The sequence below is a fragment of the Streptomyces sp. 2P-4 genome, assembly GCF_030167965.1.
GTDB classification, from domain to species: domain Bacteria; phylum Actinomycetota; class Actinomycetes; order Streptomycetales; family Streptomycetaceae; genus Streptomyces; species Streptomyces globosus_A.
In genome coordinates this window covers 590941-615437 of the sequence record NZ_CP095011.1, presented here as the reverse complement: position 1 = coordinate 615437, position 24497 = coordinate 590941, and the positions used below count along the sequence as shown (strand labels likewise).

Here is a 24497-nt window from a genome sequence, read left to right as displayed (position 1 = left end):
CGATGACCTTGTGGTCCGCCGTCGTGAGCAGTCCGAGGAGCCGCACGCCGGACCGGACACGTGTCCCGACCGGCCCCGCCGGCTCCCTGCTCTTCTGCCGGTCGGCCGGCAAGCTCTGTCGCGTCATCCGCTGCCCATCCCGCGCACGGTTCCGATACGTCTCGATCGCGATCCTTCCGCCCGCCGCCGGGCGTGGAGCCTCCGACGGGCGGGTGCGCACCGGAATTCACCGGTTCACCGACCGGTGAACAGTCGCCGGGGGGCCGGGGGGGCGCCGTTTTCGGGCTCTCCGCCCGCGCACGTATCCTTCCGGCTTTCCCGGGTAGGCGTTGGCGAGGGAAGTCCTCCCTGCCGGAGCGGGGGCCGACGGAAGCGGTCGCACCGGACGGCCGCCACCACTCCGGACCGAGTCGACACGGGCTCCGTACCGGGCGGCGCAGACCGGCACCGCAGGCAGCCGTCACGCAGCCGGCCCCGCAAACGACGGCCGGGCCGGCGGCAGACAGGCCGAGCCGCCTGGCTCCACAGGAGCGCATGATGAATCGATCCCACCCCTCCGGACGCCCCGTACCCCGCTCCCGGTCCGGCATCATCGGGCGCCACTTCGAACGGACCGGAACGGAACCGGCCACCGCCCAGAGCGCCGTGGGCCTCCGCATCATCCTGGTGGCCGCGGCCTTGGCTCTCTTCGCCCTGGCTGCAGCCGCCCTCGGCCTGTGGGCCGGCAGCGCCTCACCCGAGGCGAGCCCCGGTCAGACGGAGCTGACGGGGATGGCCATTGCCTGCGGCGTCCTGTGCCTGATCGCCGCCCTGAACCTCGTGTTCCTCCTCCGCAGGCGCGCGAGGGAACGCCCTCCGAGACATGGCAGATCCTGACGGGGCAGCCGCCCAGCCCGGCCCGCCGGCACGATCGACCACTGCGCTCACGGCCTGCGCGGACGGACCGCGGCACGTGGTGGGAGCCGGCAGGGCGCGGACATTCCGCGCCCTGCCGGCTCCCGGTCCGTGCGACGTGGAACCTCAGCCCTCGACCAGTGCCTTGAGGGCGGTGTTGAGTTCGAGGACGTTGACGCGGGGTTCGCCCATGAAGCCGAGGGTCCGGCCGATGGTGTGGTCGGCGACGAGCTTCTCGACCTGCTTGACGTCGAGGTTGTTCTGCTCGGCGACCCGGTGGACCTGGAGCTTGGCGTACTCCGGCGAGATGTGCGGGTCCAGGCCCGAGCCTGAGGAGGTGACCGCGTCTGCCGGCACGTCCTCGGGCCTGACCTTGTAGGTGGAGGTCGAGTTGTCGGCGACGACCGCGTCCTCGGCGGCGATGACCTGTGCGCAGAGGGTGCCCTCCTCGGAGTCCCTGGTGCACCGGCCGTTCACGGCGCCGTTGTCGGCGGAACGGTTGGTGGCACCGGACAGGAGCAGGGAGTACTGCGTGTTGGCGCTGTTGGTGCCCAAGCCGTTGGACGGGCGGGGCTGGAACCACTTCAGGTCGGGCCTCGCGGCCTCTTCGGCGTCGTTCGGGTCCTTCTTCGGCAGGTTGTAGGTCTGTCCGATGAGGGAGGAGCCGACGACCCGGCCGCTCTTGTCCTTGATCTCGGAGCCGTTGGCCTTGTCGTTGAACAGAGCCTGGGCGATACCGGTGACGGCGAGCGGGTAGATGACGCCGCAGATCACGGTCAGGACGAGCAGGGCGCGCAGGCCGGCTCCGATCAACCGTGCCGTGTTGCCTACAGAGTTGTTCATCGCAGATCAGCCGATTCCGGGGATGAGGGAGATGAGGAGGTCGATGAGCTTGATGCCGATGAACGGGGCGATCAGGCCGCCGAGTCCGTAGAGGCCGAGGTTGCGGCGGAGCATCTTGTCGGCGCTGGTCGGCTTGTACTGCACGCCCTTGAGGGCGAGCGGCACCAGCGCGATGATGACCAGTGCGTTGAAGATGACCGCGGACAGGATCGCGGACTCGGGGGAGGCCAGGCCCATGACGTTGAGCTTGTCGAGGCCGGGGTAGACCACGGCGAACATGGCCGGGATGATCGCGAAGTACTTGGCGACGTCGTTGGCGATGGAGAAGGTGGTCAGCGCACCGCGCGTGATGAGCAGCTGCTTCCCGATCTCGACGATCTCGATGAGCTTGGTGGGGTTGGAGTCCAGGTCGACCATGTTCCCGGCCTCCTTGGCGGCCGAGGTGCCGGTGTTCATGGCCACGCCGACGTCGGCCTGCGCGAGGGCGGGCGCGTCGTTGGTGCCGTCGCCGGTCATGGCGACGAGCTTGCCGCCGGCCTGTTCCCGCTTGATGAGGGCCATCTTGTCCTCGGGGGTGGCCTCGGCGAGGAAGTCGTCGACGCCGGCCTCTTCGGCGATGGCCTTGGCCGTCAGCGGGTTGTCACCCGTGATCATGACGGTCTTGATGCCCATGCGGCGCAGCTCGTCGAACCGCTCGCGCATGCCCTCCTTGACCACGTCCTTGAGGTGGATCACCCCCAGGACGCGGGCGCCCTTCTCGTCCCGGACGGCGACCAGCAGCGGGGTGCCGCCGGCCTCGGAGATGCGGGTGGCGAGGAGATCGGCGTCGTCGGAAACCTGGCCGCCCTGCTCCTTGACCCAGGTGATGACGGAGCCGGCCGCGCCCTTGCGGGTCTTCCGGCCGTCGACGTCCACGCCCGACATACGGGTCTGGGCGGTGAAGGCGATCCACTCGGCGTGGGCGAGTTCGCCCTGGTGGCGTTCGCGCAGTCCGTACTTCTCCTTGGCCAGGACGACGATGGAACGCCCCTCGGGGGTCTCGTCGGCCAGGGAGGACAGCTGGGCGGCATCTGCGAGCTCGGCCGCGGTGGTGCCCTTGACCGGCACGAACTCGGAAGCCTGCCGGTTGCCGAGGGTGATGGTGCCGGTCTTGTCGAGCAGCAGCGTCGAGACGTCGCCCGCGGCTTCCACCGCGCGGCCGGACATGGCCAGGACGTTGCGCTGGACGAGGCGGTCCATGCCGGCGATGCCGATGGCCGACAGCAGCGCGCCGATGGTGGTCGGGATGAGGCAGACCAGCAGGGCCGTCAGCACGATCATCGACTGCTCGGCGCCCGCGTAGATCGCGAACGGTTGGAGCGTGACGACCGCGAGCAGGAAGACGATCGTGAGGGACGCGAGAAGGATGTTCAGCGCGATCTCGTTCGGTGTCTTCTGCCGGGCCGCGCCCTCGACGAGGGAGATCATGCGGTCGATGAACGTCTCGCCCGGCTTGGTCGTGATCTTGATGACGATGCGGTCGGAGAGGACCTTCGTACCGCCGGTGACGGCCGAGCGGTCGCCGCCGGACTCGCGGATGACGGGTGCGGACTCGCCGGTGATCGCCGACTCGTCCACGGAGGCGACACCCTCGACGACGTCGCCGTCGCCGGGGATGGTGTCGCCGGCTTCGCAGACCACCAGGTCACCGATCTTCAGCTCGGTGCCCGGTACGGACTCCTCGCCGCCGTCTGTGGTCAGGCGGCGGGCGACGGAGTCGGTCTTGGCCTTGCGCAGGGTGTCGGCCTGGGCCTTGCCGCGGCCCTCGGCCACCGCCTCGGCCAGGTTCGCGAAGATCGTGGTCAGCCACAGCCAGGCGGTGATGGCCCAGCCGAACCAGTCCGTCGGGTCCTTGAGGGCCAGGACGGTGGTGACCACCGAGCCGATCAGGACGACGAACATCACCGGGGACTTGATCATGACGCGGGGGTCGAGCTTGCGGATCGCGTCGGGGAAGGACTTGACCAGCTGCTGGGGGTCGAACAGGCCCCCGCCGACACGGCCGGCGGGCGGCTTGTGGCCGGTGGGCAGGTCCTCGTGCGGGGCACGGGTCGGGGTGGCGGTGCTCATGATGCGAGCCCTTCGGCGAGCGGTCCCAGCGCGAGGGCGGGGAAGTAGGTCAGTCCGGTGACGATGAGGATGGTGCCGACGAGCAGGCCCGTGTAGAGGGGCTTGTCGGTGCGCAGGGTGCCCGCGGTCTCGGGGACGGGCTTCTGCTCGGCGAGCGAGCCGGCCAGGGCCAGGACGAACACCATGGGCAGGAAGCGGCCCAGCAGCATCGCGATGCCGATGGTCGAGTTGAACCACTGCGTGTCGGCGTTCAGGCCCGCGAAGGCGGAGCCGTTGTTGTTGGCGCCGGAGGTGTAGGCGTAGAGGATCTCGGAGAAGCCGTGCGCGCCGGAGTTCGTCATCGAGCCGGCCGGGGTGTCCAGTGCCATCGCGGCGGCGGTGAAGCCGAGGACCAGGGCGGGGGTGACGAGGATGTAGCAGGCGGCGAACTTGATCTCGCGGGTGCCGATCTTCTTGCCCAGGTACTCGGGCGTGCGGCCGACCATCAGGCCGGCGATGAACACCGCGATGATCGCCATGATCAGCATGCCGTAGAGGCCGGAGCCGACACCGCCGGGCGCGATCTCGCCCAGCTGCATGCCCAGCAGCTGGATACCGCCGCCGAAGCCGGTGAAGGAGGAGTGGAAGGAGTTGACCGCGCCGGTCGAGGTCAGCGTGGTGGACACGGAGAAGATGGCCGAGGCGCCGATCCCGAACCGGGTCTCCTTGCCCTCCATCGCGCCGCCCGCGGTCTCGAAGGCCGGGCCGTTGCCGGCGAACTCGGTCCACATCATCAGGGCGACGAAGCCGACCCAGATGACGGCCATGGTCGCCAGGATCGCGTAGCCCTGCTTGACCGAGCCGACCATGCGGCCGAAGGTGCGGGTCAGCGAGAAGGGGATGACGAGGATCAGGAAGATCTCGAAGAGGTTGGAGAACGGGCTGGGGTTCTCGAACGGGTGGGCTGAGTTGGCGTTGAAGTACCCGCCGCCGTTCGTGCCCAGCTCCTTGATCACCTCCTGCGAGGCGACGGCGCCGCCGTTCCACTGCTGCGTACCGCCCGTGAACTGGCCGACCTCGTGGATGCCGGCGAAGTTCTGGATCGCGCCGCACGCGACGAGGATGATCGCGCCGACGACGGCAAGGGGAAGCAGGATGCGGACGGTGCCGCGGACCAGATCGGCCCAGAAGTTGCCCAGCTCACCGGTACGGGAGCGCGCGAAGCCCCGCACCAAGGCGACCGCGACGGCCATGCCGACGGCGGCCGAGACGAAGTTCTGCACCGCCAGGCCGCCGGTCTGCACGACGTGGCCCATGGCCTGCTCGCCCGCGTACGACTGCCAGTTGGTGTTCGCCGTGAAGGATGCGGCGGTGTTGAAGGCCTGGTCGGGGTCGATCGCGGAGAAGCCGAGCGAGCCGGGCAGGATGCCCTGGGCGCGCTGGAGGGCATAGAGGAAGAGCACGCTGACCGCGGAGAAGGCGAGGACGCCGCGCAGGTAGGCGGGCCAGCGCATCTCGGCGCTCGGGTTGGCGCCGATCGCCTTGTAGATCCACTTCTCCGGGCGGTAGTGCTTCTCCGAGGAGTAGACCCTGGCCATGTGGTCGCCGAGGGGGCGGTAGGCCAGCGCAAGTGCGGCGATCAGTGCGAGGAGCTGGAGCACACCAGCGAGAACGGGACTCATCGGTGGCTAGAACCTCTCCGGCTTGACGAGGGCGAGGACGAGGTATCCGAGCAGGGAGACGGCCACGGCGAGGCCGACGATGTTTTCGACGGTCACAGCTTGGTCACCCCCCGGGCGATGAGTGCCACCAGCGCGAACACCGCGACCGTGGTGACGACGAAGGCCAGATCGGCCACCGTGAGCTCCTGGATGAAGAGGGAAGAAATGAATCGGCCATATGGCCGATGACGAGATAACCGTGTCTTCATCCCGGCGTTAAGACGCCTTGACGGGGTCCATACGGGCGCGTGAGAACTCTTGACGCCACCTTGACGGGAGGCGCCGGAACGGGCCCCGTCAACCCTGGTGGGACAGGCCGGCCAGGCACCAATCCGTCTTGCCAAGTACCGGTAGTCAGCGTGCGAGCGGGGCGTGTACGGCCAGGAGGGCGGCTGGCTGCTGCCGGCGCCGGAGCCGGACGAGCGGATGCGCCGCCTGGGCACGCTCCCGCTGATGCACCAGCCTGGAGAGCGGTGGCGGTACAACGTGGGCGACGACGTGCTCGGGGTGCTGGCGGCCAGGGTCACCGGCCGGTCCTTCGAGGAATTCCTGCGCGTACGCGTCTTCGAGCCGCTGGGGATGAAGGACACCGGCTTCCACGTGCCCGCCGACAAGATCGACCGGCTGCCGCCCCTCTACGCTCCCGATCCGCAGACCGGCGAGTTCACCGTGACCGACCGCCTCCCCGCCGCGCAGCCGGCGGACCGGGAGCAGCGCGCCCGCGACCTCGTCCACCTGTCACACGGCCAGGGGCAGCACGGCGGCTGAGGCTTCGGGATGGCGGTGCGCACGTATCGCGGCGACTACGCGCCCATCGGCCAGTTCGGCTGGGATGGCGGAGCGGGCACCACCGCGTACGCCGATCCGGCCAACGGCCTCGTCGGCATCCTCCTCACCCAGAGAGGCCGTCCGCGTGGCCGAGCCGGACCTCAGCCGCCGCCCGCACGTACACCCCGGTCGACGGGCGGCGTATGAAAGCCGTCAGGAATTCCGCCGGACGGTCGCCTCGGCGACCGTTCAGCGGGATTCTGGCTCTTGTGACCCCTCGCTCGCGCCCGGACCTCGGCATCCGCCGGGCCGTACTCGCCCTCGGGACGGTCGGCCTGACCGTCATCGCCACCGGAGCCGTCTTCGAAGCCCTGTGGCTGCTCGGGATCGGGGTCTGGAGCGTCATCGCCGCGATGGTGATCGAACTCGTCTACCAGCCGTAGCCGGGCAGTCCACCGCAGGGAGCCCGGCAGGATCGGCGGGCCTGCCTCACCCTCCGAGGTCCCGCAGGCGGAGGTCCTCCAGGGTCTCGCGCCGGACCAGGAGCCGGGCGGTGCCCTGGTCGACCGCGACCACCGGCGGCCGGCCCACCATGTTGTAGCCGGACGCCATGGAGAGGTGGTACGCACCCGCCACCGGCACGGCGATCAGGTCGCCGGGCCGGACGTCGCCCGGCAGTTCCACCCCGGCCGCGAGCACGTCCCCGGCCTCGCAGTGCCGGCCGACGACCGTGGCCGTACGGGCTGAGGCCGTGGAGGCGCGGCCGATCAGCCGGGGTGCGTAGCGGACCCCGTACAGGGCGGGCCGGGGGTTGTCGCTCATCCCGCCGTCGACGGCAGCGAACAGCGTGTCCCCGGTGTGCTTGACGGCCAGCACCCGGTACACGGCCACCCCGGCCGGCCCCACGACGGCCCGGCCCGGCTCGACGGCCAGCCGGGGGACCGGCAACCCGGCTGCCGCACAGGCCTCGACCAGCTCGCCGCGCAGCTTGCGGGCGAGCGCGGTGATGTCCAGGGCCGCTTCGCCCGGCCGGTAGGCGATGCCGTGGCCGCCGCCCAGGTCGAGCTCGGGCAGCACGCGGCCGTGCGCGTCGCGGATACGGGCCATCAGCCCGACCATGCGGCGCAGGGCGGTGACGTAGGGTTTGACCTCGGTGATCTGGGAGCCGATGTGGCAGTGCAGTCCGGTCAGCTCCAGCCGGCGCTGGGCCAGCACCCGCGTCACGGCGTGCAGTGCGGACCCGTCGCTGAGGGAGAGCCCGAACTTCTGCCCGTCGGTGCCCGTGCGGATCTTGTGATGGCCGCCTGCGGTGACGCCGGGCACCACCCGCACCATCACCTTCTGGCGCCCGTCCGGGCCGACGGCGGCGGCGATGCGGGCGATCTCCGAAGGGCTGTCGATCACGATCCGGCCGACCCCCAGGCGCAGCGCCGCGTCGAGGTCGCGCGGCGACTTGGCGTTGCCGTGCAGCACGATCCGATCAGGCGGGAACCCCGCCACGACGGCCAGTTCGAGCTCCCCGGCCGAGCACACGTCCAGGCCCAAGCCCTCCTCCTGCACCCAGCGCGCCATCGCCCGGGAGAGGAAGGCCTTGGCCGCGTAGAGGATTTCCGCCTCGGGGAACGCGGCCCGGTACGTACGGCAGCGCTCGCGGACCTCGCCCTCGTCGAGGACGTAGACGGGAGTGGCGAACCGCTCCGCCACCTCCGCGAGGTCGACGCCGGCGACGGCCAGGCCGCCGTGTGCGAGCCGGGTCGTGGAAGCCGGCCAGACGGAGAGGCCGTCCGTACCCGGTGCCGAGGCCGGAATGACAGCGGCAGTCATCGCGCGGTTTCCCTTCTCACGCGGCCGAGGGCGAAGAGGCTCGCCATGGCTTCGGGGCGGGCGCGGGGGAACCGCTGGTGAGGGACGTGGTGACCGCGGGTGCGGTGAACGTCGGGTCCACGGTCAGCAGGTCGACTCCGAGCGGCCGGGACATCGCCCGGAGCGCCGGCTCGGAGATCCTGATCCACGGGTGCTCCGCACCGAGCGTGGCCGTCAGCCGGCCGGGGTCTGTGAACCCGACCGCGGTCCGCGCACCCAGCGGGGTGCGGAACAGCCGGACCACCGCCCCGGCAGTTCCCGGCCGGACGGGCACGTAGAGGAGTCCGGCCGGGACGCGTTCCTCGGGCTCGGGGTCGTCGTCGTACGGGAACAGGCACATGGGGCCCTCCTGGGGGAGCCGTGAACGGAGAAGGAGAACGGAGAAGGACGGTGCCCCGGGTGCGGGGAGGCAGTCCGGGGCGGCCACTCGAAAGCTATCCCCGCCCCGTGTCCCTGTGGTCTGCCCCTGACGGAACCCTGACGGTGCAGGCCGGAGTCCATACGGAGTGCTGACGGCCGGGGACGCGAGGCGCCGGCAACGCGTCGGAACCGCGCCCGAGCCGAAGGCGGTCGTCGTTGCCGGTTCGCCTGGCGCCGATGGTTCCCTGCCCGCACACGGCCCCGTGCCCTGGGCCGCCCCGCGTCAGGTACGGAGGTCCCGCAGCCGGTAGCCGACGGCGCCGACGGCTGCTGCCAGCGCGGCCGCGGCCGTCATCACGGCGGCCGCGGGCCAGTTGACCGCGGTGGCGGGGACGGCGGCAAGGTGCGCGAAGGGGGAGAGCCGGCTGACCCAGTCCGGCAGCCCGGACTCCTCGGCGACGACCTTCAGCAGGAACCCTCCCACGGCCGGGAGGGATCCGACGGCGGTGACCACGCGCGGCGCCCAGCCGAGGGCGAGTACAGCGCAGCCCAGGCAGAGGAGCGCGATCGGCAGTACGTTCCAGGCTCCGGACAGTGCGGAGAGCAGTCCGAGGGGAGCGCCTACAGCGGCAGTCCCGGCCCAGGCGGCGATGCCGGCGGTGGTGGTGAGCACGAGGGCGCCGCCCAGGGTCGCGGCCGCCTCGCTGGTGAGCAGGGTCGCCCGGGCGAGGGGCTGGGCGTACAGGAGGGTGAGCCGTCCGCCGGCTTCGTCGGCGGCGAGGGCGGCGATCCGTACCGCGGCGAACACGCCCGCCGGCACGGCCAGCAGGGCGAACAGCGTCGCGGTGTACCCCTCAATGGTGGCAAGCCCGGTGAAGCCTGCCTGCGAGGCGAGTTCGGCGAACCTCGGATTGTCGGACAGGAAGTCCGTCATGGACACGGCCAGCAGGCCGATGAGGAGGTAGTACGCCCCGACACCGGTCGTCCAGGCGGCCAGAGGCCGCACCAGGCGCCGTACCGCGAACGCGTGGACCGAGCCGAGCAGCCCCGTGCGCGGAGCTCGGCCGGAGGAGGAGCGCAGGTATCCGCCGCGGATGTCACGCCCTCCGGCAACGGCCACGGCCCCGGCAGCACATGCCACGCAGGCGGCCAGCAGGACCAGCAGGGGCAGGACCCGGTTCCCGTCGTACGGTCGGGTCAGGGCCATCAGTCCGAACGGCGACAGCCAGCGCAGCCACCCCAGGGCGGCGAGGCCGTCCCCGACCATCCGCAGCAGCATGGTGGTCCCGAGCAGCGCCACCGCCGCGCCGCTGGCCGACGCCCGTGTCGAGAACACCTGGGCGGCCAGTGCGCCCACCGCGCTGAAGAACACCCCGCACAACGCCAGCCCGGCGCTGTGCACGGCAGCGCCGCCCACAGCGGCCCCCGCCGCGACCAGGCCTGTGAAAGCGGCCGAGCCGGCGGCGAGCGACGCCGCCACCAGGACGGCGACATGCCGTGCCACCACGGTCCTGACCGGAAGCCGCCCGGCCAGCAGGACGTCCCACCGGCCGGCATCCTCCTCACCCCGGGTGATCCGCGTCGCCGCGAGCAGCCCCCACACGGCCAGCACCACCGCGAGTGCCGTCCCCGTGCGCCATACGGCGAACCCGCCCGCCTCGTCCAGGGCGACCGGTTCCCCGAACAGGGTGCGGATCGCCGGGTTCCCTGCCAGCGCTCCCAACGCCGCGGCATCCGCCGGGTCCTTGACTGTGCTCGCGTAGGCAGCCACCGCCACTGCCGACATCCCGGCCACCACGCCCGTCACCACGAGCGCGCCGCGCCAGGTCTGGCGCAGGGCAAGAGCCGTCACCGCCCGCCCCGCGGCAGCACCGCTGGGGGCAGGCCCGGCAGGCGGGTTGACGGGCCTCACGCCTCCTCCCCGCCGTAGTAGCCGAGGAAGATCTCCTCCAGCGAGGGTTCCCGCACCGTGAGGCTGAGCACGTCCGCCGCGGCCAGTGCCTGCAGGGCAGCCCGAGGCGGCCCGGTGAGGGTGAACCGCACCGAGGCAGCGCCGGTGGCCTCGACCGCTTCCACCCCGGGAATCCGGCTCAGGTCCGGGGACGGCCCGTCGAAGCACACCGTCACCTCCGTGCGGTGCAGCCGCCGCAGCTCCGTCACGGCGGCGACGTCGACGAGCCGCCCGGCGCGCAGGATCGCCACCTTGTCGCAGACGGCCTCGACCTCGGCGAGCTGGTGGGAACTGAGGAACACCGTCTGGCCGTTGTCCCGGGCCTCGCGGACCGCCCGACGGAACTCGCGCTCCATCAGCGGATCCAGGCCGCTGGTCGGTTCGTCCAGCACCAGCAGAGGTGCCCGGGTGGCGAACGCGGCGACCAGCGCCACCTTCTGCCGATTGCCCGTCGAGTAGGCGCGGCCCGGCTTCGACAGGTCGAGAGCGAACCGCTCGACCAGCTCGTCCCGGTAGGCCCGGTCGCTGCCGGGCCCCGTGCGCGCCAGCAGCTCCAGGATCTCGGCCCCGGTGAGCCGAGGCCACAACGCCACGTCAGCCGGCACGTACGCGAGGCGCCGGTGGGTCACGGCAACGTCACCCGCGTCAGCGCCGAAGATCCAGGCCTGGCCTGCGGTGGGGCGGGCAAGGCCCAGCAGCAGGCGGATGGTGGTGGACTTGCCCGCACCGTTGGGGCCGAGGAAGCCGAACACCTCGCCGGCCGGAACGCTCAAGTCCAGCCCGTCCAGTGCCAGGACGCGGCCGTACCGCTTGGTGAGGGAACGGGTGCGGCAGGCGTACGAGACCATGCCGGCCTCCTGAGTCTGTATGGCGGGCACACGGCCCCTGACCGCCGACCAGACTTCCCGGCACACCGCTCGTGAATGTACCCGCCCCTTTCTGCACCGGACAAGAAGCGCGGAGCAGGGCTGCGGAGAATCCTGCCCGAAGCGGCGGGCCGGTCCGCGTCGTGCCGGGCGTCCCGCACCGCGACCGATCAGTCGAGGACCGCGGTGGCCTCGATCTCGACCAGATGCTCGGGCACGTCCAGCGCTGCCACGCCGATCAGCGTGGCAGGCGGCGCAGGAGCGACCCCCAGCTTCGCGGCCGCCCGGGAGATACCGTCCAGGAGCAGCGGCATCTTCTCGGGTGTCCAGTCGACGACGTAGACGGTGAGCCGCGCGACGTCGCCGAAGGAACCTCCGGCCGTGGCCAGCGCCGTACCGACGTTGAGGTAGCACTGTTCGACCTGGGCGGCCAGGTCGCCCTCGCCGACCGTGGATCCGTCGGAGTCCCAGGCGACCTGTCCCGCGACGAAGACCGTCCTCGTGCCGGTGGCGATCGCCACCTGCCGGTAGACGTCGATCTTGGGCAGTCCGTCCGGGTCCACCAGGGTGATGGTCATGGCTGCGCAGCTCCTTGCACTCTCTTGTGGTTACTCGGGAACCGTAAGAGAGTGAAGGCTGACGTGGAAGAACGCACTTTTTGGTGACTGGGGAACCTCATGGTGAGCAAGCAGGTCAAGGGCTCGGGCAAGGACGACGCGGATGTGACGCGGGCGGATTCGCTCGCGCGGGAGATCTTCTCGGACATCGCCAACAAGTGGGCGCTGCTCATCATCGAAGCGGTCGGCGACCGCACGCTGCGCTTCACCGAACTGCGGCGCGAGATCGAGGGCATCAGCCACAAGATGCTCACGCAGAACCTGCGCCTGCTGGAGCGCAACGGCCTGGTCGAGCGCACGGTGCATCCCACGGTGCCGCCACGCGTCGAGTACACGCTGACGGAGCCGGGGCAGGCACTGCGCGCCACGGTCGACGCCATGTGCGACTGGACCCACCGCCACCTGGGTGCCATCGAATCGGCCCGCCACCGCTTTGACTCAGCCTGACCCGCCGTACGCGCCACGGGGCCGCGGATGCCGGCCGCCGCCAACCGCCCGGTACCGCTGTGCCGCTGTCCGTAATGCGGGCGTAATGGTGTGCGGGGCCGGCATCGCGTTGAATGCGGTGAGAACGCACATCGCCCCACCGGGCGCTGAAGAGGGAGTCGTGGATGAAGCTGGGGCGTGGGCGGCGCGGGCTGCTGGGGATCGGCGCGCTCGTGGTGACGGCCGTGCTGGGGGTGGGCTTGTACCTGTTCCAGCCGTGGAAGCTGTGGCAGGACGAGACGGTGCAGGAGTCGCTGCCCGCAGCCGCACCCGCACCGGCATCACCGGACACGGTGCCGTCGGCTCCGGCGTCGGGGAGCCCCTCGCCGGCCGCCGTGCCGCAGACGCTGACCCAGGGCTCCTTCATCAGCCACGAGCACGACACCAAGGGGACGGCGAAGGTCGTCCGGCTGGCAGACGGCTCCCACGTGCTGCGGCTGGAGGGTCTGGACACGAGCAACGGGCCGGACCTGCGGGTGTGGCTCACCGACGCCCCGGTGAAGGAGGGCGTCGCGGGCTGGCGGGTGTTCGACGACGGCAAGTACGTCAGTCTGGGCAAGCTCAAGGGGAACAAGGGCGACCAGAACTACGCCATCCCGGCGGACGTGAACCTGGCGGACTACTCCAGCGTCGCGATCTGGTGCGACCGTTTCGACGTGTCCTTCGGGGCGGCGGAACTCGCCAAGGCGTAGCGGGCGACCGCCCCGTCCTGCGGCCGTCAGGCGAGGGGCAGCGTCACCTCGAAGCGGCAGCCTCCCGGGACGTTGTGCACCTCGGCCCGCCCGGCGTGGGCCTCGACGATGCCGCGCACGATCGCCAGCCCGAGCCCGGCGCCGGACGGCGGCGTACGGGCGGGGCTGCCCCGCCAGCCCGTGTCGAACACCCGCGGCAGGTCCTCGTCCGGGATGCCGCCGCAGCCGTCGGTGACGGACAGCACGGCGGCGTCCGCACGCCGGCCGACCGCGACGGCGACGGTGCCGTCGGCCGGCGTGTGCCGGATGGCGTTGACCAGCAGGTTGGCCAGCACTCTGGTCATCTCCTTGCCGTCCACGTCCACAGGCGCGTGCGTGATGTCCTCGCCGAGCAGTCGCACGCCGCGCTCACGGGCGAGGGGATCGACGCCCAGCAGGGCGTCGGCCGCGAGGTCGCGCAGCGAGATCCGGCTGGGAGCCAGTTCCATCGCGCCCGCATGGATGCGGGACAGCTCGAACAGGTCGCCGACCATGGTGTCGAGGCGTTCCACCTCGGTGCGGATCTGCCGGTGGTAGCGCGCCGGCTCCGTGGCGACACCGTCCTCCAGGGCTTCGGCCATGGCCCGTAGCCCGGCGAGCGGGGTGCGCAGGTCGTGCGAGATCCAGGCGACGAGCTCGCGGCGTGAGGCCTCCAGGGAGCGTTCCCGCTCCCGCGAGGCGGCCAGCCGCGCGCTGGTGGACGCGAGTTCCCGGGCGAGTTCGGCGAGTTCCGCGGTCGCCGGGGCGGGCGGGGCGGCGAAACTGCCGTCCTCCCCGAAGTCCCGGGCGGCGTGCGCCAGGTCGCGGCTGCGGGCGACCACCCAGCGGCCCATCAGCAGCGCCGTGGCCAGCGAGACGACGGCGGCCATCGCGGCGATCAGCGTGACGACCTTGAGGTCGTGCGGTGAGAGGAACATGGCCCACGCCACCGCCAGGGTGCCGGCGAGCATGGCGGTGACGGCCACCGCGGCGACGACCGTCAGCGACACCGCGACCGACCGGCGCCGCAGCAGCCGCAGGGCCACCGCGCCGGCCGCTCCGGCACAGGCCGCACCGCCGAGCGCGAAGAGGGCGATGAGCAGGAAGTCCCTCACGAGGGCGCTCCGGCCTCGAAGCGGTACCCGACACCCCAGACGGTCTGGATGAGCCGGGGTGCCGCCGGGTCGTCCTCGATCTTGGCGCGGAGCCGGCGGACGTGCACCGTGACGGTGGACAGGTCCCCGAAGTCCCAGCCCCAGACGTCCCGCATCAGATCCTCCCGCGTGTGCGCCCGGCCGGGCCGGGCCATGAGGTGGGCCAGGAGGTCGAACTCGCGCAGGGTGAGTCCCAGCTCCGTGCTGCCCTTGAACGCCCGCCGGGTCCCCGGGTCCACCACGATCCCCGCCGCCCGCAGCGGGGCCTGCTGTTCCTCCTGCCCGCCTGGCGGCAGCGCGGCGGACCGGCTGCGGCGCAGCACCGACTCGACCCGCAGGACCAGCTCGCGCGGGCTGAACGGCTTGGTGACGTAGTCGTCGGCGCCGAGTTCGAGCCCGGCGATCCGGTCCTCCTCACCGCCTCGCGCGGTCAGCATGATCACGGGTACGGGCCGGTCGGCGCGCAGCCGGCGGCACACCTCCAGCCCGTCGAGGCCCGGAAGCATCAGGTCGAGGACGACCAGGTCGGGCGCGTCCCGGCCGACCCGGGTGAGGGCGGTGGGGCCGTCGGCGGCGTGGTCGACGGCGTGTCCGGCCCGGCGGAGGTAGCCGGTGACGATCTCGGCGACGGTCGGGTCGTCGTCCACGACGAGGATCCGGGCGGGGGGTGCTGGCGTGCTCATGCGGCCCAGTCTCGTACGGGGGACCGGTGCCTGTCGCCCTCCGGCCCGGTCGCCCCGCTCCGCCGTCCGCGTTCCGGGAGACCGCACCGGTCAGCGTTCTGCTGGGGTGGCTTCGCGCTGGTAGATGTCGGGGATTCCGTCCTCGTCGGCGTCGATGTTCTCTTCCTCGTACAGGCGCTTGTACACCTTGTTGCGGCGCAGCAGGACGAGGGCGGCCAGGGCTGCGGAGGCGAGGGAGGCGATGAGGACGGCGGCCTTGATCTGCTCGGTGACGGCCTGGCCGGGGAAGGCCAGTTCGCCGATGAGCAGGGCCACCGTGAACCCGATGCCGGCAAGGACGGAGAGGCCGAAGACGTCGGCCCAGGCGAGGTCCGGATTGAGCCGGGCGCGGGTGAACCGGGCGGCGAGGTAGGTGCCGCCGAACACGCCGAGGATCTTGCCGAGGACGAGGCCGATGACGACGCCGAGGGGCTCCGGCCGGGTGAACACGTCGGCCAGGGCGCCGCCGGAGACGGTGACACCGGCCGCGAAGAGGGCGAAGAGGGGCACGGCCACGCCGGCGGAGAAGGGGTGCACGAGGTGCGCGACGCGGGCGCCGGGGGAGGACTCCTCGCCCTTGTCGAGGGTGGTGCGCAGGATCAGGCCCATGGCGACGCCCGCGACGGTGGCGTGGATGCCGCTGTTGTACATCAGCGCCCAGATGGTGACGCCGAGCGGGACGTACCACCACCAGCCGCGGACGCGGAAGCGCTGGAGGGCGTAGAACAGCACCAGGCCGGCGAAGGCGCCGCCGAGCGCGAGGAAGTTCAGATCGCCGGTGAAGAAGATCGCGATGATGAGGATGGCGCCGAGGTCGTCGACCACGGCCAGGGTGAGGAGGAAGGCCCTCAGCGCGGCGGGGAGGTGCGTGGAGATGACGGCGAGGACGGCGAGGGCGAAGGCGATGTCGGTGGCCATGGGGACGGCCCAGCCGTCCAGGCTGCCGCCGCCGAGGCCGGCGGTCAGCACGTAGAGGGCGGCGGGAACGGCCATGCCGCACACCGCGGCGATGACGGGCAGGGCGGCCGTGGCCGGGGTGCGCAGCTCGCCCACCACGAGTTCCCGCTTGAGCTCGATGCCCGCGACGAGGAAGAAGACGGCGAGGAGCCCGTCCGCGGTCCAGTGGCCGACGGAGAGGTCGAGGCCGAGGGCGGGTATGCCGAAGTGGAAGTCGCGTATCTGCTGGTAGACGTCACCGAGCGGACTGTTGGCCCAGACGAGTGCGATGACGGCGGCGGCGAGGAGGACCAGGCCGCCGATGGTCTCGGTGCGCAGGGCCGCCGCGATGGCGCGGCGCTCGGGCCAGGGCAGGACGCCGAGGAAGGGGGAGCGCTGGGGCGGCGGGGCAGCGGTCATGGCGGGGTGAACCTCCGGGGCGTCGGCAGCATTGCGGGCACACGGCCCCAAGGACGCCGACCAGACTTCCCGGCACACCCCGCGTCCGCCCGTCGGTGTGACGAGCGCGTTGACGCGTTCTTCACACCCTATCGGGAGGTCCGGGATGTCGCCAGGGGGGCTTTGACGTGCGGTGATGATGTTCGGGACAGGGGGAGAGGGCCCGTACCCACCCAAGGCGCGAGGGTGGGTACGGGCCCTCTCGAGGAGCCGTGCCGCGGGGATGCGGTCAGACGGTGGTCTTCGCCGGCTCCTGGTCTTCGTCGTCGTCGGCTTCGGTGTCCTCGCCGGCGTCGCGGCGGCGGGCGAAGTCGAGGAACTTGTTCAGCTCGCGCTTGACGACGGGGGCGAGCAGGTAGAGGCCGATGATGTTGATGACGGCCAGCATGAAGAGGACCGCGTCGGCCATGTCGATCAGGGTCTGCAGGGTCAGCAGGGAGCCGGCCACGGCGACGAGGGTGTACATGACCTTGAAGGTGATCTCGCTGGCCTTGCTGCGGCCGAAGAGGTGGCTCCAGGCCTTCATGCAGTAGTAGCCCCAGGTCAGCACCGTGGAGATGGCGAACAGCATGACCGCGATGGTCAGGATGTACGGGAACCAGGGCAGGACGGTGGCGAAGGCGTCGGAGGTGATGGTCACACCGCCGATGGAGTCGCCGCCCTGGCGGACCTCGACGTAGCTGGCCGGGTTGGCGATGACGATGGTCAGCGCGGTCATGGTGCAGATGATGACCGTGTCGATGAACGGCTCCAGCAGGGCGACCAGGCCCTCGCTGGCGGGGTGCTTGGTCTTGACCGCGGAGTGGGCGATCGGGGCGGAGCCGAGGCCCGCCTCGTTGGAGAACGCGGCCCGCTTGAAGCCGATGATCAGTGCGCCGAGGACACCGCCGGCGACGCCCTGCGGGTTGAAGGCGCCCTCGATGATCGTGCCGATCGCGGCCGGGACGGCGGTGACGTTGACCAGGATGACGACGAGGCAGGCGGCGATGTAGATGCCGGCCATGGCCGGGACGAGCTTGCTCGTGACGGAGGCGATGGAGCGGATGCCGCCGAGGAGCACGATGCCGACGAGGGCGGCGATCAGGATGCCGAAGAACAGGGCGCCGGCCGAGCCGCCGATGACGCCGTCTTCACCGCCGGTCACGGAGACCAGCTGGGCGTAGGACTGGTTGACCTGGAAGAGGTTGCCGCCGAAGAGGCCGAAGAACAGCACGAAGGCGGAGGCCAGGACGGCCAGGACCTTGCCGAGGGTCTTGCCGCGGGCGCCGAAGCGCTCGGCGAGGCCCTTGGGCAGGTAGTGCATCGGACCGCCGGAGACGGTGCCGTCCGCGTGCACCTCGCGGTACTTCACGCCGAGGGTGACCTCGACGAACTTCGTGGCCATGCCGAGCAGGCCGCAGAGGATCATCCAGAAGGTCGCGCCGGGACCGCCGATGGAGACGGCGACGGCGACACCGGCGATGTTGCCGAGGCCGACCGTGCCGGAGACGGCGGCGGTCAGGGCTTGGAAGTGGTTGACCTCGCCGGTCGACCCCTTCTCGTCGTACTTGCCGCGGATCACCTTCAGAGCGAGGGGGAACTTGCGTATCTGGATCAGGCCGAACCAGGCGGAGAAGACCAGACCCGCGATGACAAGCCAGGCGACGATCAGCGGGAGCTCGGTGCCGTTGATCGGCACCGAATAGAAGACGACATCACCGAGCCACTTGGCTATGGGCTCGAAGAATCCGCTGACGGCCTCGTCTACGGAGTCGGTGAAGGAGTCGAGAGACATGTGGCAAAACCTCGATGGCGCAGACCGGCCTCGTGCGGAGGGCCGGTGTGAGAAGGCGGGCTTTGAGCGAACGCCGTTGTCCGATCGGCGACCCGTGGCGCCACCGGTCCGCGGACACGGACGGGTGTGGGAGCGCCTTGGTCGTGCAGGTGGAGCTGAGACTGCAGGTGGTGCCGCGGCCTGGTGACGGCCGCCGCTCCTTATCTCCGGCGAGGGGTGGGCCGGAGCGGAGTTGCGTATTCCTAGCACGCGCCTCACGTCGGCTTTGGTGACGGACGTCACAGTGGCTGGATTTTTTCGGCGTTTGCCCAGGTCTGGTGATGCGATCGTTATCCGGATCTGAGGTTCTGCTGAGCGAACGTACGGGTCTGTCCGCCACCGCGCCCTGCCGTCGAAGCCCCGCCCCCGGTCGCCGGTGGTCGGTCTTTCGGCGGCCGTGCGCTCCGGGTCCGGGTGCGCCGCGGCGGGCCGCCGTTCGCCCCGCCGCGGCCGCCGGCTGGGGTGAGGCCCGCGACCGCCGGCCCGTGAACGGCCTTTCGCGCAGGCTGTCGGCTAGACTTGCAGAGTTATGCAATTTACCAAGCTTGGTCACGGGTCGGGATTGCGGTGACCGGCGGCCTCCTGGGGGCCGGCGTCGCAGACCCGGACGCCCGGCCGAGGCCCCTCCCGTGTCGCTCCGCGGGTGAGGGCCTGTGGACGGTGGCTGGGATCGCTCGGTCCCACGGCAGCGGCGTACGGGTCGGGCCTGCTGCCGGCGCGCTGGGCGAGACGGTCCTGGGCCGCCCCGTCCTGCCCGAACCCGCCCCGTGACCGGCAGCGCCCCGGAGGAGGCCCCCCATGTACGAGACCACTGTCCGGAGAGGCGGCCGGCCGTGAGCGGGAGGTCCGAGGCCGACGCCGCGGCCAAGCACGCGAAGTGGCTGGAGAACGGGGTCGCGCTGCGCGCCTTCTTCTACATCTTCGGGACCCATGTGTTCGCCGGGTTCGTGTGGCTGCTGTTCTACCTGGGGCAGCACGCCCAGAAGTGAGCACCCGGCGGGGTGGCGGGGGGCGGCCGCCTCCCGGTGTCGGAAGCGCGGGTGAACCCGCACCGACGGGAAGCGGCCGCCCGTTCGCGGTCCGCGGCGTGGGAGCAGCCCGCTACTTCGGGCCGGTGGCCCGCAGGTTGGCCAGGAGTTCGGCTTGGCCTTGCAGGACGCCGGAGAGGATGCTGCGGGCGACGCGCAGCAGTTCGGCGACTTCGGGGCTCGTAAGCCGGTAGTACACGGTGGAGCCCTCGCGGCGGGTGAGGACGAGGTTGGCCTTGCGCAGGACGGCCAGCTGCTGGGAGAGGCTGGCCGCTTCGATGCCGACCTCGGCCAGCATCTCGGCGACTGCGTGCTCGCGCTCGCTCAGCAGTTCCAGGACGCGGATACGGACCGGGTGGCCGAGCGTCTTGAAGAACTCCGCCTTGAGCTGGTAGAGCGGCGCCTGTGTATGGTCGGCCTCGCCTGCTTTGCCCGTCGCGCGTGTCCTGTGCACCTGATCCACCCAACACTCATCATCATCATGGGGACAGTCCTTCCGTCCCCACACACGGTGTGTGACCTCAACAATTGCAGATTCCTGCAATCCTCGGACCCGGCGGGACCGCGTCCTTACGGGAGGGTCGGCGCGGCGGGGGCCTGGCTGCCGGGCCGGCGGCCGGTGTGCCCCTTCCTGCCTGCCGCCTTGCCCTGGCCGGGCGGCGTCGGCACCGCGCCGTGGTGAGCGGCGAGGGCGGCCGACAGGTCGCAGTGGACGGGGACGGCCGGTTCACCGGCGTCGGGGACGAGGGAGCCGTCCGCGGGGATCGCGGCCAGTTCGAGGGTCCGTCCGGCGGCGGCCAGGCGCCGGGCGGCCTGGGCGACCGCGAGCTGTCCGCCGACCGACCAGCCCAGCAGTTGGGTCAGGTCCAGGATCAGCGGGCCGCTTCCGCGTGCTTCGGCCCAGCCGACGGCGCCGGTGAAGCGGGCGGTCGCGTCCGCGCCGAGGTATCCGGCCAGGGACAGTACGCCCAAACCGTCGTGGGTCGTGTAGCGCCACTCGATCGTCATCGTCGTATTCCTCGGCTTCACAGGGGCGGGGTGGTCCGGATGCCGTTGCCGCGTCCGGCCGCGTCCGTCATCGGCCCGACCCGCGGCGGGGGCGGGGGCGGGGGCGGGGGCGGTCATCGCGGTGCCTTCCGGGTGCGGTGCGGGTGGGGGTGGTGCGGACGGGCAGGAGCCCGGCCTGTTCGAGGTGCTTGCGGGCCCCGGCGATCGCCTCGGGGGTGGTGGCGTACTCGCGGCCGTCGCGCTGGAGGAGTTCGAGGGCGCCGACGGACGCCAGGGCCCGGCGCTGGCCGGGGCGGATGCCGGAGGCCATCACGGCGATGCCGCGCCGGTTCAGCTTCTCGACCGCGTCCCTGAGCACGAGGGCTCCGGTGGCGTCCATCGTCGTCACGCGCGACATGCGCAGGATGACCACCCGCACATCGGAGACCTCGGAGAGTTCGAGCAGGAAGCGGTGGGCGCCGGCGAAGAACAGCGGCCCGTCGATCCGGTAGGCGACGATGTGCTCGGCCAGGAGCGCGTGCTCCTCGTCGCTGTGCTCCCCGGGGAGGTCCGGGCGGAAGTCGACCTGGTCGAGGCGGGCTTGGGCCGCCACCGCGCGCAGGGCGAGCGCCCCGGCGACGACGAGCCCGATGATCACCGCGTAGACGAGATCGAGTGCCAGGGTGGCCGCGGCGGTCAGGACGAGGACCGCGGCGTCGGAGCGGGTGGCCTTCGCCATCGCCCGCAACGCGCCGACCTCGACCATCCGCACCGCGGTCGCCAGCAGTACGCCGGCGAGGGCGGCGAGGGGGATCTTCGAGACCAGGGGGGCCGCGGCGAACACGATGACGCCGAGGACCGCGGCGTGGGTCAGGGCGGCGAGGCGGGAGGAGGCGCCGGTGCGGACGTTGACCGCGGTCCGGGCTATCGCGGCCGTCGCGGGGACGCCGCCGAAGAGCGGAGCGGCGAGGTTGGCGATGCCCTGGCCGAACAACTCCTTGTCCGGGTCGTGCTGCTGCCCCACCGTCATCCCGTCCGCCACCGTCGCCGACAGCAGCGACTCCAGCGCGGCCAGCGCCGCCACGGCAACCGCGGGAGCGAACAGCGAACCGAGCGCGGTGACGTCGAGGAAGGCCAGGGAGGGGGCCGGGAGCCCGGAAGGGAGGTCCCCGATGGGGGCCGCGTCCAGGTGGAAGAGCTGCGCGGCGACGGTAGCGGCGGTGACCGCGACGATGGAGAACGGGATTCCCGGCCGCCACCGGGCCCCGGCCAGCATCGCCACGGCCACACTGAGGGACAGGCCGACCGCGGTCCCGTCCGGCGCCGCGATGAACGCCTCCACCGCCCGCCAGGCCACCAGGAGCACCTTCTCCCCCGCGGGCTTGGCCACCCCGAGGGCGTCGGGAATCTGCTGCAGGGCGATCACGCACGCGATCCCGAGGGTGAAACCCTCCACCACCGGCGCCGGCACGTACCGCATGTACTGCCCCGCCCGCAGCAGCGCCAGCGCGATCAGCAGCACACCCGCCATCACCCCCACGGTCAGCACGCCGCCGGGCCCGTACCGGGCCACGATCGGCACCAGGACCACGGTCATCGCACCCGTGGGCCCCGACACCTGGAGGTTGGACCCCCCGAACACCGCGGCAAGCGCGCCCGCGACCACCGCTGTGGCCAGCCCCGCCTCGGCGCCGAGGCCGGACGACACCCCGAATCCCAGCGCGAGAGGCAGGGCGACGATCGCGACGGTCAGCCCGGCGAGCAGGTCCCGGCGGGGATTCCGGGCCATCAGCCGGAGATCGGCGCCGGCGGGCATCAGGGCGCGCAGGCGAGCGGCCGCACCGGGCAGAACGGGGCGCAGCGGAACCGGCACGATCTCTCCTTCGCTCCGTCACCCGGTTGCAGGCAAGGAATGGGGCTGTGCCCGCGGCTACCTGCGGACACAGCAATCTAAGAATGTATGTAATTGCAGATTTCTGCAATTCATGGAGCCGCGGCGCCGTCGCCGCGGCAGACGCCCCGGCGGCAGACGCCGGCGAACCGCGGACCGGACGGCCCGGGTCAGCGGACCAGGACGGCCTCACCGGACCTGGGTACGACGGCCGTCCAGCCCAGCTCGCCGTCGATCCGGTCCCGCAGCGCCTCGGCGGCGGTCTCCTCGCCGTGTACGAGGTACGTGGTGTGCGGGGCGGGAGCTGCGCGCAGCCAGTCGATGATCTGGGCGGCGTCGGCGTGCGCGGAGAAGTGCGGGACGTCGGCGACCTCGGCGCGCACGGGGACGTACTCGCCGAACATCTTCAGGGTGCGGGCGCCGTCCACCAGGTCCCGTGCGCGTGTCCCGTCCGCGGCGAAGCCGACGACGACCACGGCGTTGCGGGGGTCGGGCAGGATCCGGCGGAGGTGGTGCAGGACGCGTCCGCCCGTGGCCATGCCGGCGGAGGAGACGATGACCGCCGGTCCGGGGGCGTTGTTGATGTCGATCGACTCCTGGACGGTACGGGCGGCCAGGAAGGGTTCCGGGCTGATCGCGGCCTCGCCCCGGGCGGCGATCTCGGGCCGCAGCTCGGGGGAGCGGGACCGTACGGCGTCCCGGTAGACGTCCAGGGCGGCCAGGGCCATGGGGCTGTCGACGTAGACGGGCACGCGGCGGGGCAGGGTGCCGTCGCTGCGGAGAGCCGCCAGCTCGTGCAGGACCACTTCCGTCCGGTCGATCGCGAAGGCGGGGATGACGACGGTGCCGCCTCGGCCCAGCGCGCGGGTGATCACGGCGGCGAACTCGCGCCGGGCGCCCTCCGGGTCGTGCCGGCGGTTGCCGTACGTCGACTCCATGAGCAGGACGTCGGCGCCGGAGAACGGCTCGGGCGGCAGGAGGAGCGGGTGGCCCGGACGGCCGAGGTCGCCGCTGACGGCGAGGGTGTGGCCGTCCTCCAGGGTCAGGTGGGCCCAGGCAGAGCCCAGGATGTGGCCGCCGCGGTGCAGCACGAGCTTCGTCCCGGCCATGATCTCGACCTCGCTCCCCACGGCCACCGGGTCGAAGAACCTCACCGTGAGGTCGACGTCGTCATCGTCGTAGAGCGGCTTCGCCGGCCGGTGCTTGGACCAGCCGTGCCTGTTCGCGTGCGCGGCGGCCTCCATCTGGAGGCGGGCGCTGTCGCGGAGGACGATCCCGGCGAGCCGGGCGGTGGCGGCGCTGGCCAGGATGGGCCCGCGGAAGCCGTGGCGGACCAGGCGCGGGAGGTAGCCGCAGTGGTCCAGGTGGGCGTGGGTGACGACGACGGCGTGGATGTCGGCGGCGGCGCAGGGCAGCTTGCCCCAGTTGCGGCGGCGCAGGTCGGCGACGCCTTGGAAGAGCCCGCAGTCGACGAGGATCCGCGCGTGGTCGCTCTCGACGAGGAACTTGCTGCCGGTGACCGTGCGTACACCGCCGAGGAAGGTCAGGAGAGCCGGGCGGACGGAGGCACCGGCGGCAGCAGCGGACGGGGCTGACCAGGACATGGCAACAGCCCTCCTTTCGGGACGGATGCCGGTCTCCACCGTCGCATCCGACGCGAACCGGGGCGAGGCGTCCGAGCGGTCCCGGCGTGGACCTCGCGGCGGGCGCTGCGGGGAGGGCCGAATGGTCCCGGCCGGGAACCGTCCGACCCAAGCGGAGCCGCCGCCGGCTGCGTGACAGTGGCATCAGCCCTCGCGGAGACAAGGAAGCCCGCCATGACCACCAAGAGAGTTCTGGTTGCGTACGGCACCAAGCACGGTGCCACCGCCGGCATCGCCGAGGAGATCGGCAGGACCCTCCGCGAGGACGGGTTCGAGGCCGTCGTCCTTCCCGCGAGCGACGTCGGCGACGTCCGCGATTTCGACGCCGTCGTCCTCGGCGGCGCGGTCTACGCCGGACGCTGGAGCGACAAGGCCAAGCGCTGCGCCGAACGCAACGCCGAGTCCCTGCGGCACCGCCCCGTGTGGCTGTTCAGCAGCGGCCCGCTCGACCGCTCCGCCGAGGAGCGGGACATCCCTCCCGCTCCCGCCGTCGCCCGGCAGATGCAGCTCATCGGTGCACGAGAGCACATGACCTTCGGAGGCAGCGTCACGGCCCGTACCCCCGGACTCCTCGCCCGGTCGATGCTCCGGCAGGGCAAGGGCGGCGACTACCGGAACCCCGAACGCATCCGCAACTGGGCCCACCACATCAGCGCCGAGCTCACCGCCGCCTGAAGCGGTGGCGGCCCGGCCCGGG

24 protein-coding genes and 1 pseudogene are annotated in these 24497 nt (G+C 71.8%); 7 read left to right on the top strand and 18 right to left on the bottom strand.

All coding sequences use genetic code 11. The features are described 5' to 3' along the window. The first annotated feature begins 534 nt into the window (after window positions 1–534). A complete protein-coding gene (locus MUK52_RS02825) occupies window positions 535–876 on the top strand; it encodes a DUF6343 family protein (protein WP_284574439.1) in 342 nt (113 codons plus the stop codon). Window positions 877–1020: 144 nt separating this feature from the next. Here MUK52_RS02825 and MUK52_RS02820 read toward each other — a convergent pair whose 3' ends face one another. Genes MUK52_RS02820 through MUK52_RS02800 form a run of 5 tightly spaced genes read right to left on the bottom strand, consistent with a single transcriptional unit; the run spans window position 1021 to window position 5755 of the window. Then, a complete protein-coding gene (locus MUK52_RS02820) occupies window positions 1021–1737 on the bottom strand; it encodes a potassium-transporting ATPase subunit C (RefSeq protein WP_284574438.1) in 717 nt (238 codons plus the stop codon). 6 nt (window positions 1738–1743) lie between these two features. Beyond that, the gene (gene kdpB / locus MUK52_RS02815; RefSeq protein ID WP_284574437.1) at window positions 1744–3846 is read right to left on the bottom strand and encodes a potassium-transporting ATPase subunit KdpB; all 2103 of its coding nucleotides are present in this window, start codon (window positions 3844–3846) and stop codon (window positions 1744–1746) included. Then, window positions 3843–5507 carry a potassium-transporting ATPase subunit KdpA gene (gene kdpA, locus MUK52_RS02810; protein WP_284574436.1) on the bottom strand — a complete coding sequence of 555 codons (1665 nt, stop codon included), beginning with the start codon at window positions 5505–5507 and terminating at the stop codon, window positions 3843–3845. The genes kdpB and kdpA overlap by 4 nt, the downstream gene beginning before the upstream one ends. A 6-nt stretch (window positions 5508–5513) precedes the next feature. Continuing rightward, a complete protein-coding gene (gene kdpF, locus MUK52_RS02805; protein WP_114055407.1) occupies window positions 5514–5603 on the bottom strand; it encodes a K(+)-transporting ATPase subunit F in 90 nt (29 codons plus the stop codon). Beyond that, entirely contained in the window at window positions 5600–5755 is a 156-nt protein-coding gene (locus MUK52_RS02800) for a hypothetical protein (RefSeq protein ID WP_174250387.1), read from the bottom strand. Before MUK52_RS02800 ends, kdpF begins: the two co-directional genes overlap by 4 nt. Window positions 5756–5909: 154 nt before the next feature. On the opposite strand from MUK52_RS02800, the pseudogene MUK52_RS02795 reads away from it, so the two are divergent. Both MUK52_RS02795 and MUK52_RS02790 read left to right on the top strand, forming a co-directional pair. Continuing rightward, a pseudogene (locus MUK52_RS02795) lies at window positions 5910–6452 on the top strand (serine hydrolase domain-containing protein); the annotation flags it as partial. Window positions 6453–6583: 131 nt separating this feature from the next. Then, window positions 6584–6757 (top strand): hypothetical protein, encoded by a 174-nt coding sequence (locus tag MUK52_RS02790; protein ID WP_162793076.1) that lies wholly within the window; start codon window positions 6584–6586, stop codon window positions 6755–6757. Window positions 6758–6803: 46 nt separating this feature from the next. Here MUK52_RS02790 and lysA read toward each other — a convergent pair whose 3' ends face one another. The 5 genes from lysA to MUK52_RS02765 all read right to left on the bottom strand — a co-directional run bounded on the left by lysA (window position 6804) and on the right by MUK52_RS02765 (window position 11932). Next, window positions 6804–8138 carry a diaminopimelate decarboxylase gene (gene lysA, locus MUK52_RS02785; protein WP_284574435.1) on the bottom strand — a complete coding sequence of 445 codons (1335 nt, stop codon included), beginning with the start codon at window positions 8136–8138 and terminating at the stop codon, window positions 6804–6806. A gap of 16 nt (window positions 8139–8154) precedes the next feature. Next, window positions 8155–8517: an SAV_915 family protein gene (locus MUK52_RS02780; RefSeq protein ID WP_284574433.1), complete on the bottom strand. Its 363-nt coding sequence runs from the start codon at window positions 8515–8517 to the stop codon at window positions 8155–8157. Between the two features lie 303 nt (window positions 8518–8820). Beyond that, window positions 8821–10389, bottom strand: coding sequence for an efflux permease Rv1217c-related protein (locus MUK52_RS02775; RefSeq protein ID WP_284574431.1), 1569 nt, complete (start codon window positions 10387–10389; stop codon window positions 8821–8823). 56 nt (window positions 10390–10445) lie between these two features. After that, window positions 10446–11336, bottom strand: coding sequence for an ABC transporter ATP-binding protein (locus tag MUK52_RS02770; protein WP_114055411.1), 891 nt, complete (start codon window positions 11334–11336; stop codon window positions 10446–10448). Window positions 11337–11524: 188 nt separating this feature from the next. Continuing rightward, window positions 11525–11932: a RidA family protein gene (locus tag MUK52_RS02765; RefSeq protein ID WP_284574428.1), complete on the bottom strand. Its 408-nt coding sequence runs from the start codon at window positions 11930–11932 to the stop codon at window positions 11525–11527. Window positions 11933–12031: 99 nt separating this feature from the next. Between MUK52_RS02765 and MUK52_RS02760 the strand changes: the two genes are divergently transcribed. Further along, window positions 12032–12418, top strand: coding sequence for a winged helix-turn-helix transcriptional regulator (locus MUK52_RS02760; protein ID WP_114055413.1), 387 nt, complete (start codon window positions 12032–12034; stop codon window positions 12416–12418). A gap of 164 nt (window positions 12419–12582) precedes the next feature. Next, on the top strand, window positions 12583–13149 hold the full coding sequence (locus MUK52_RS02755; protein WP_284574426.1) for a DM13 domain-containing protein: 567 nt from the start codon (window positions 12583–12585) through the stop codon (window positions 13147–13149). A gap of 26 nt (window positions 13150–13175) precedes the next feature. On the opposite strand, the gene MUK52_RS02750 is transcribed toward MUK52_RS02755, so the two are convergent. The 4 genes from MUK52_RS02750 to MUK52_RS02735 all read right to left on the bottom strand — a co-directional run bounded on the left by MUK52_RS02750 (window position 13176) and on the right by MUK52_RS02735 (window position 18212). After that, window positions 13176–14282, bottom strand: coding sequence for a sensor histidine kinase (locus MUK52_RS02750; RefSeq protein WP_114055415.1), 1107 nt, complete (start codon window positions 14280–14282; stop codon window positions 13176–13178). Next, window positions 14279–15004, bottom strand: a complete 726-nt coding sequence (locus MUK52_RS02745) for a response regulator transcription factor (protein ID WP_284574424.1) — start codon at window positions 15002–15004, stop codon at window positions 14279–14281. The genes MUK52_RS02750 and MUK52_RS02745 overlap by 4 nt, the downstream gene beginning before the upstream one ends. A gap of 90 nt (window positions 15005–15094) precedes the next feature. Beyond that, the gene (gene nhaA / locus MUK52_RS02740) at window positions 15095–16399 is read right to left on the bottom strand and encodes a Na+/H+ antiporter NhaA (protein WP_114055417.1); all 1305 of its coding nucleotides are present in this window, start codon (window positions 16397–16399) and stop codon (window positions 15095–15097) included. 268 nt (window positions 16400–16667) lie between these two features. Continuing rightward, on the bottom strand, window positions 16668–18212 hold the full coding sequence (locus MUK52_RS02735; RefSeq protein WP_114055418.1) for an alanine/glycine:cation symporter family protein: 1545 nt from the start codon (window positions 18210–18212) through the stop codon (window positions 16668–16670). Between the two features lie 872 nt (window positions 18213–19084). Here MUK52_RS02735 and MUK52_RS02730 point away from each other — a divergent pair. After that, complete coding sequence (locus tag MUK52_RS02730) at window positions 19085–19240, top strand: DUF6126 family protein (RefSeq protein ID WP_284574422.1); 156 nt, start codon at window positions 19085–19087, stop codon at window positions 19238–19240. A 112-nt stretch (window positions 19241–19352) separates the two neighbouring features. On the opposite strand, the gene MUK52_RS02725 is transcribed toward MUK52_RS02730, so the two are convergent. From MUK52_RS02725 to MUK52_RS02710, 4 genes are all read right to left on the bottom strand, one after another. Then, a complete protein-coding gene (locus tag MUK52_RS02725; protein ID WP_246042517.1) occupies window positions 19353–19733 on the bottom strand; it encodes an ArsR/SmtB family transcription factor in 381 nt (126 codons plus the stop codon). A gap of 116 nt (window positions 19734–19849) precedes the next feature. Continuing rightward, on the bottom strand, window positions 19850–20287 hold the full coding sequence (locus tag MUK52_RS02720) for an STAS domain-containing protein (protein ID WP_284574421.1): 438 nt from the start codon (window positions 20285–20287) through the stop codon (window positions 19850–19852). A gap of 67 nt (window positions 20288–20354) precedes the next feature. Continuing rightward, on the bottom strand, window positions 20355–22082 hold the full coding sequence (locus MUK52_RS02715; RefSeq protein WP_284581636.1) for a SulP family inorganic anion transporter: 1728 nt from the start codon (window positions 22080–22082) through the stop codon (window positions 20355–20357). A 245-nt stretch (window positions 22083–22327) separates the two neighbouring features. Further along, complete coding sequence (locus MUK52_RS02710) at window positions 22328–23761, bottom strand: MBL fold metallo-hydrolase RNA specificity domain-containing protein (protein WP_114055422.1); 1434 nt, start codon at window positions 23759–23761, stop codon at window positions 22328–22330. A gap of 213 nt (window positions 23762–23974) precedes the next feature. On the opposite strand from MUK52_RS02710, the gene MUK52_RS02705 reads away from it, so the two are divergent. Continuing rightward, a complete protein-coding gene (locus MUK52_RS02705; RefSeq protein ID WP_114055423.1) occupies window positions 23975–24475 on the top strand; it encodes a flavodoxin domain-containing protein in 501 nt (166 codons plus the stop codon). Window positions 24476–24497: the final 22 nt, after the last annotated feature.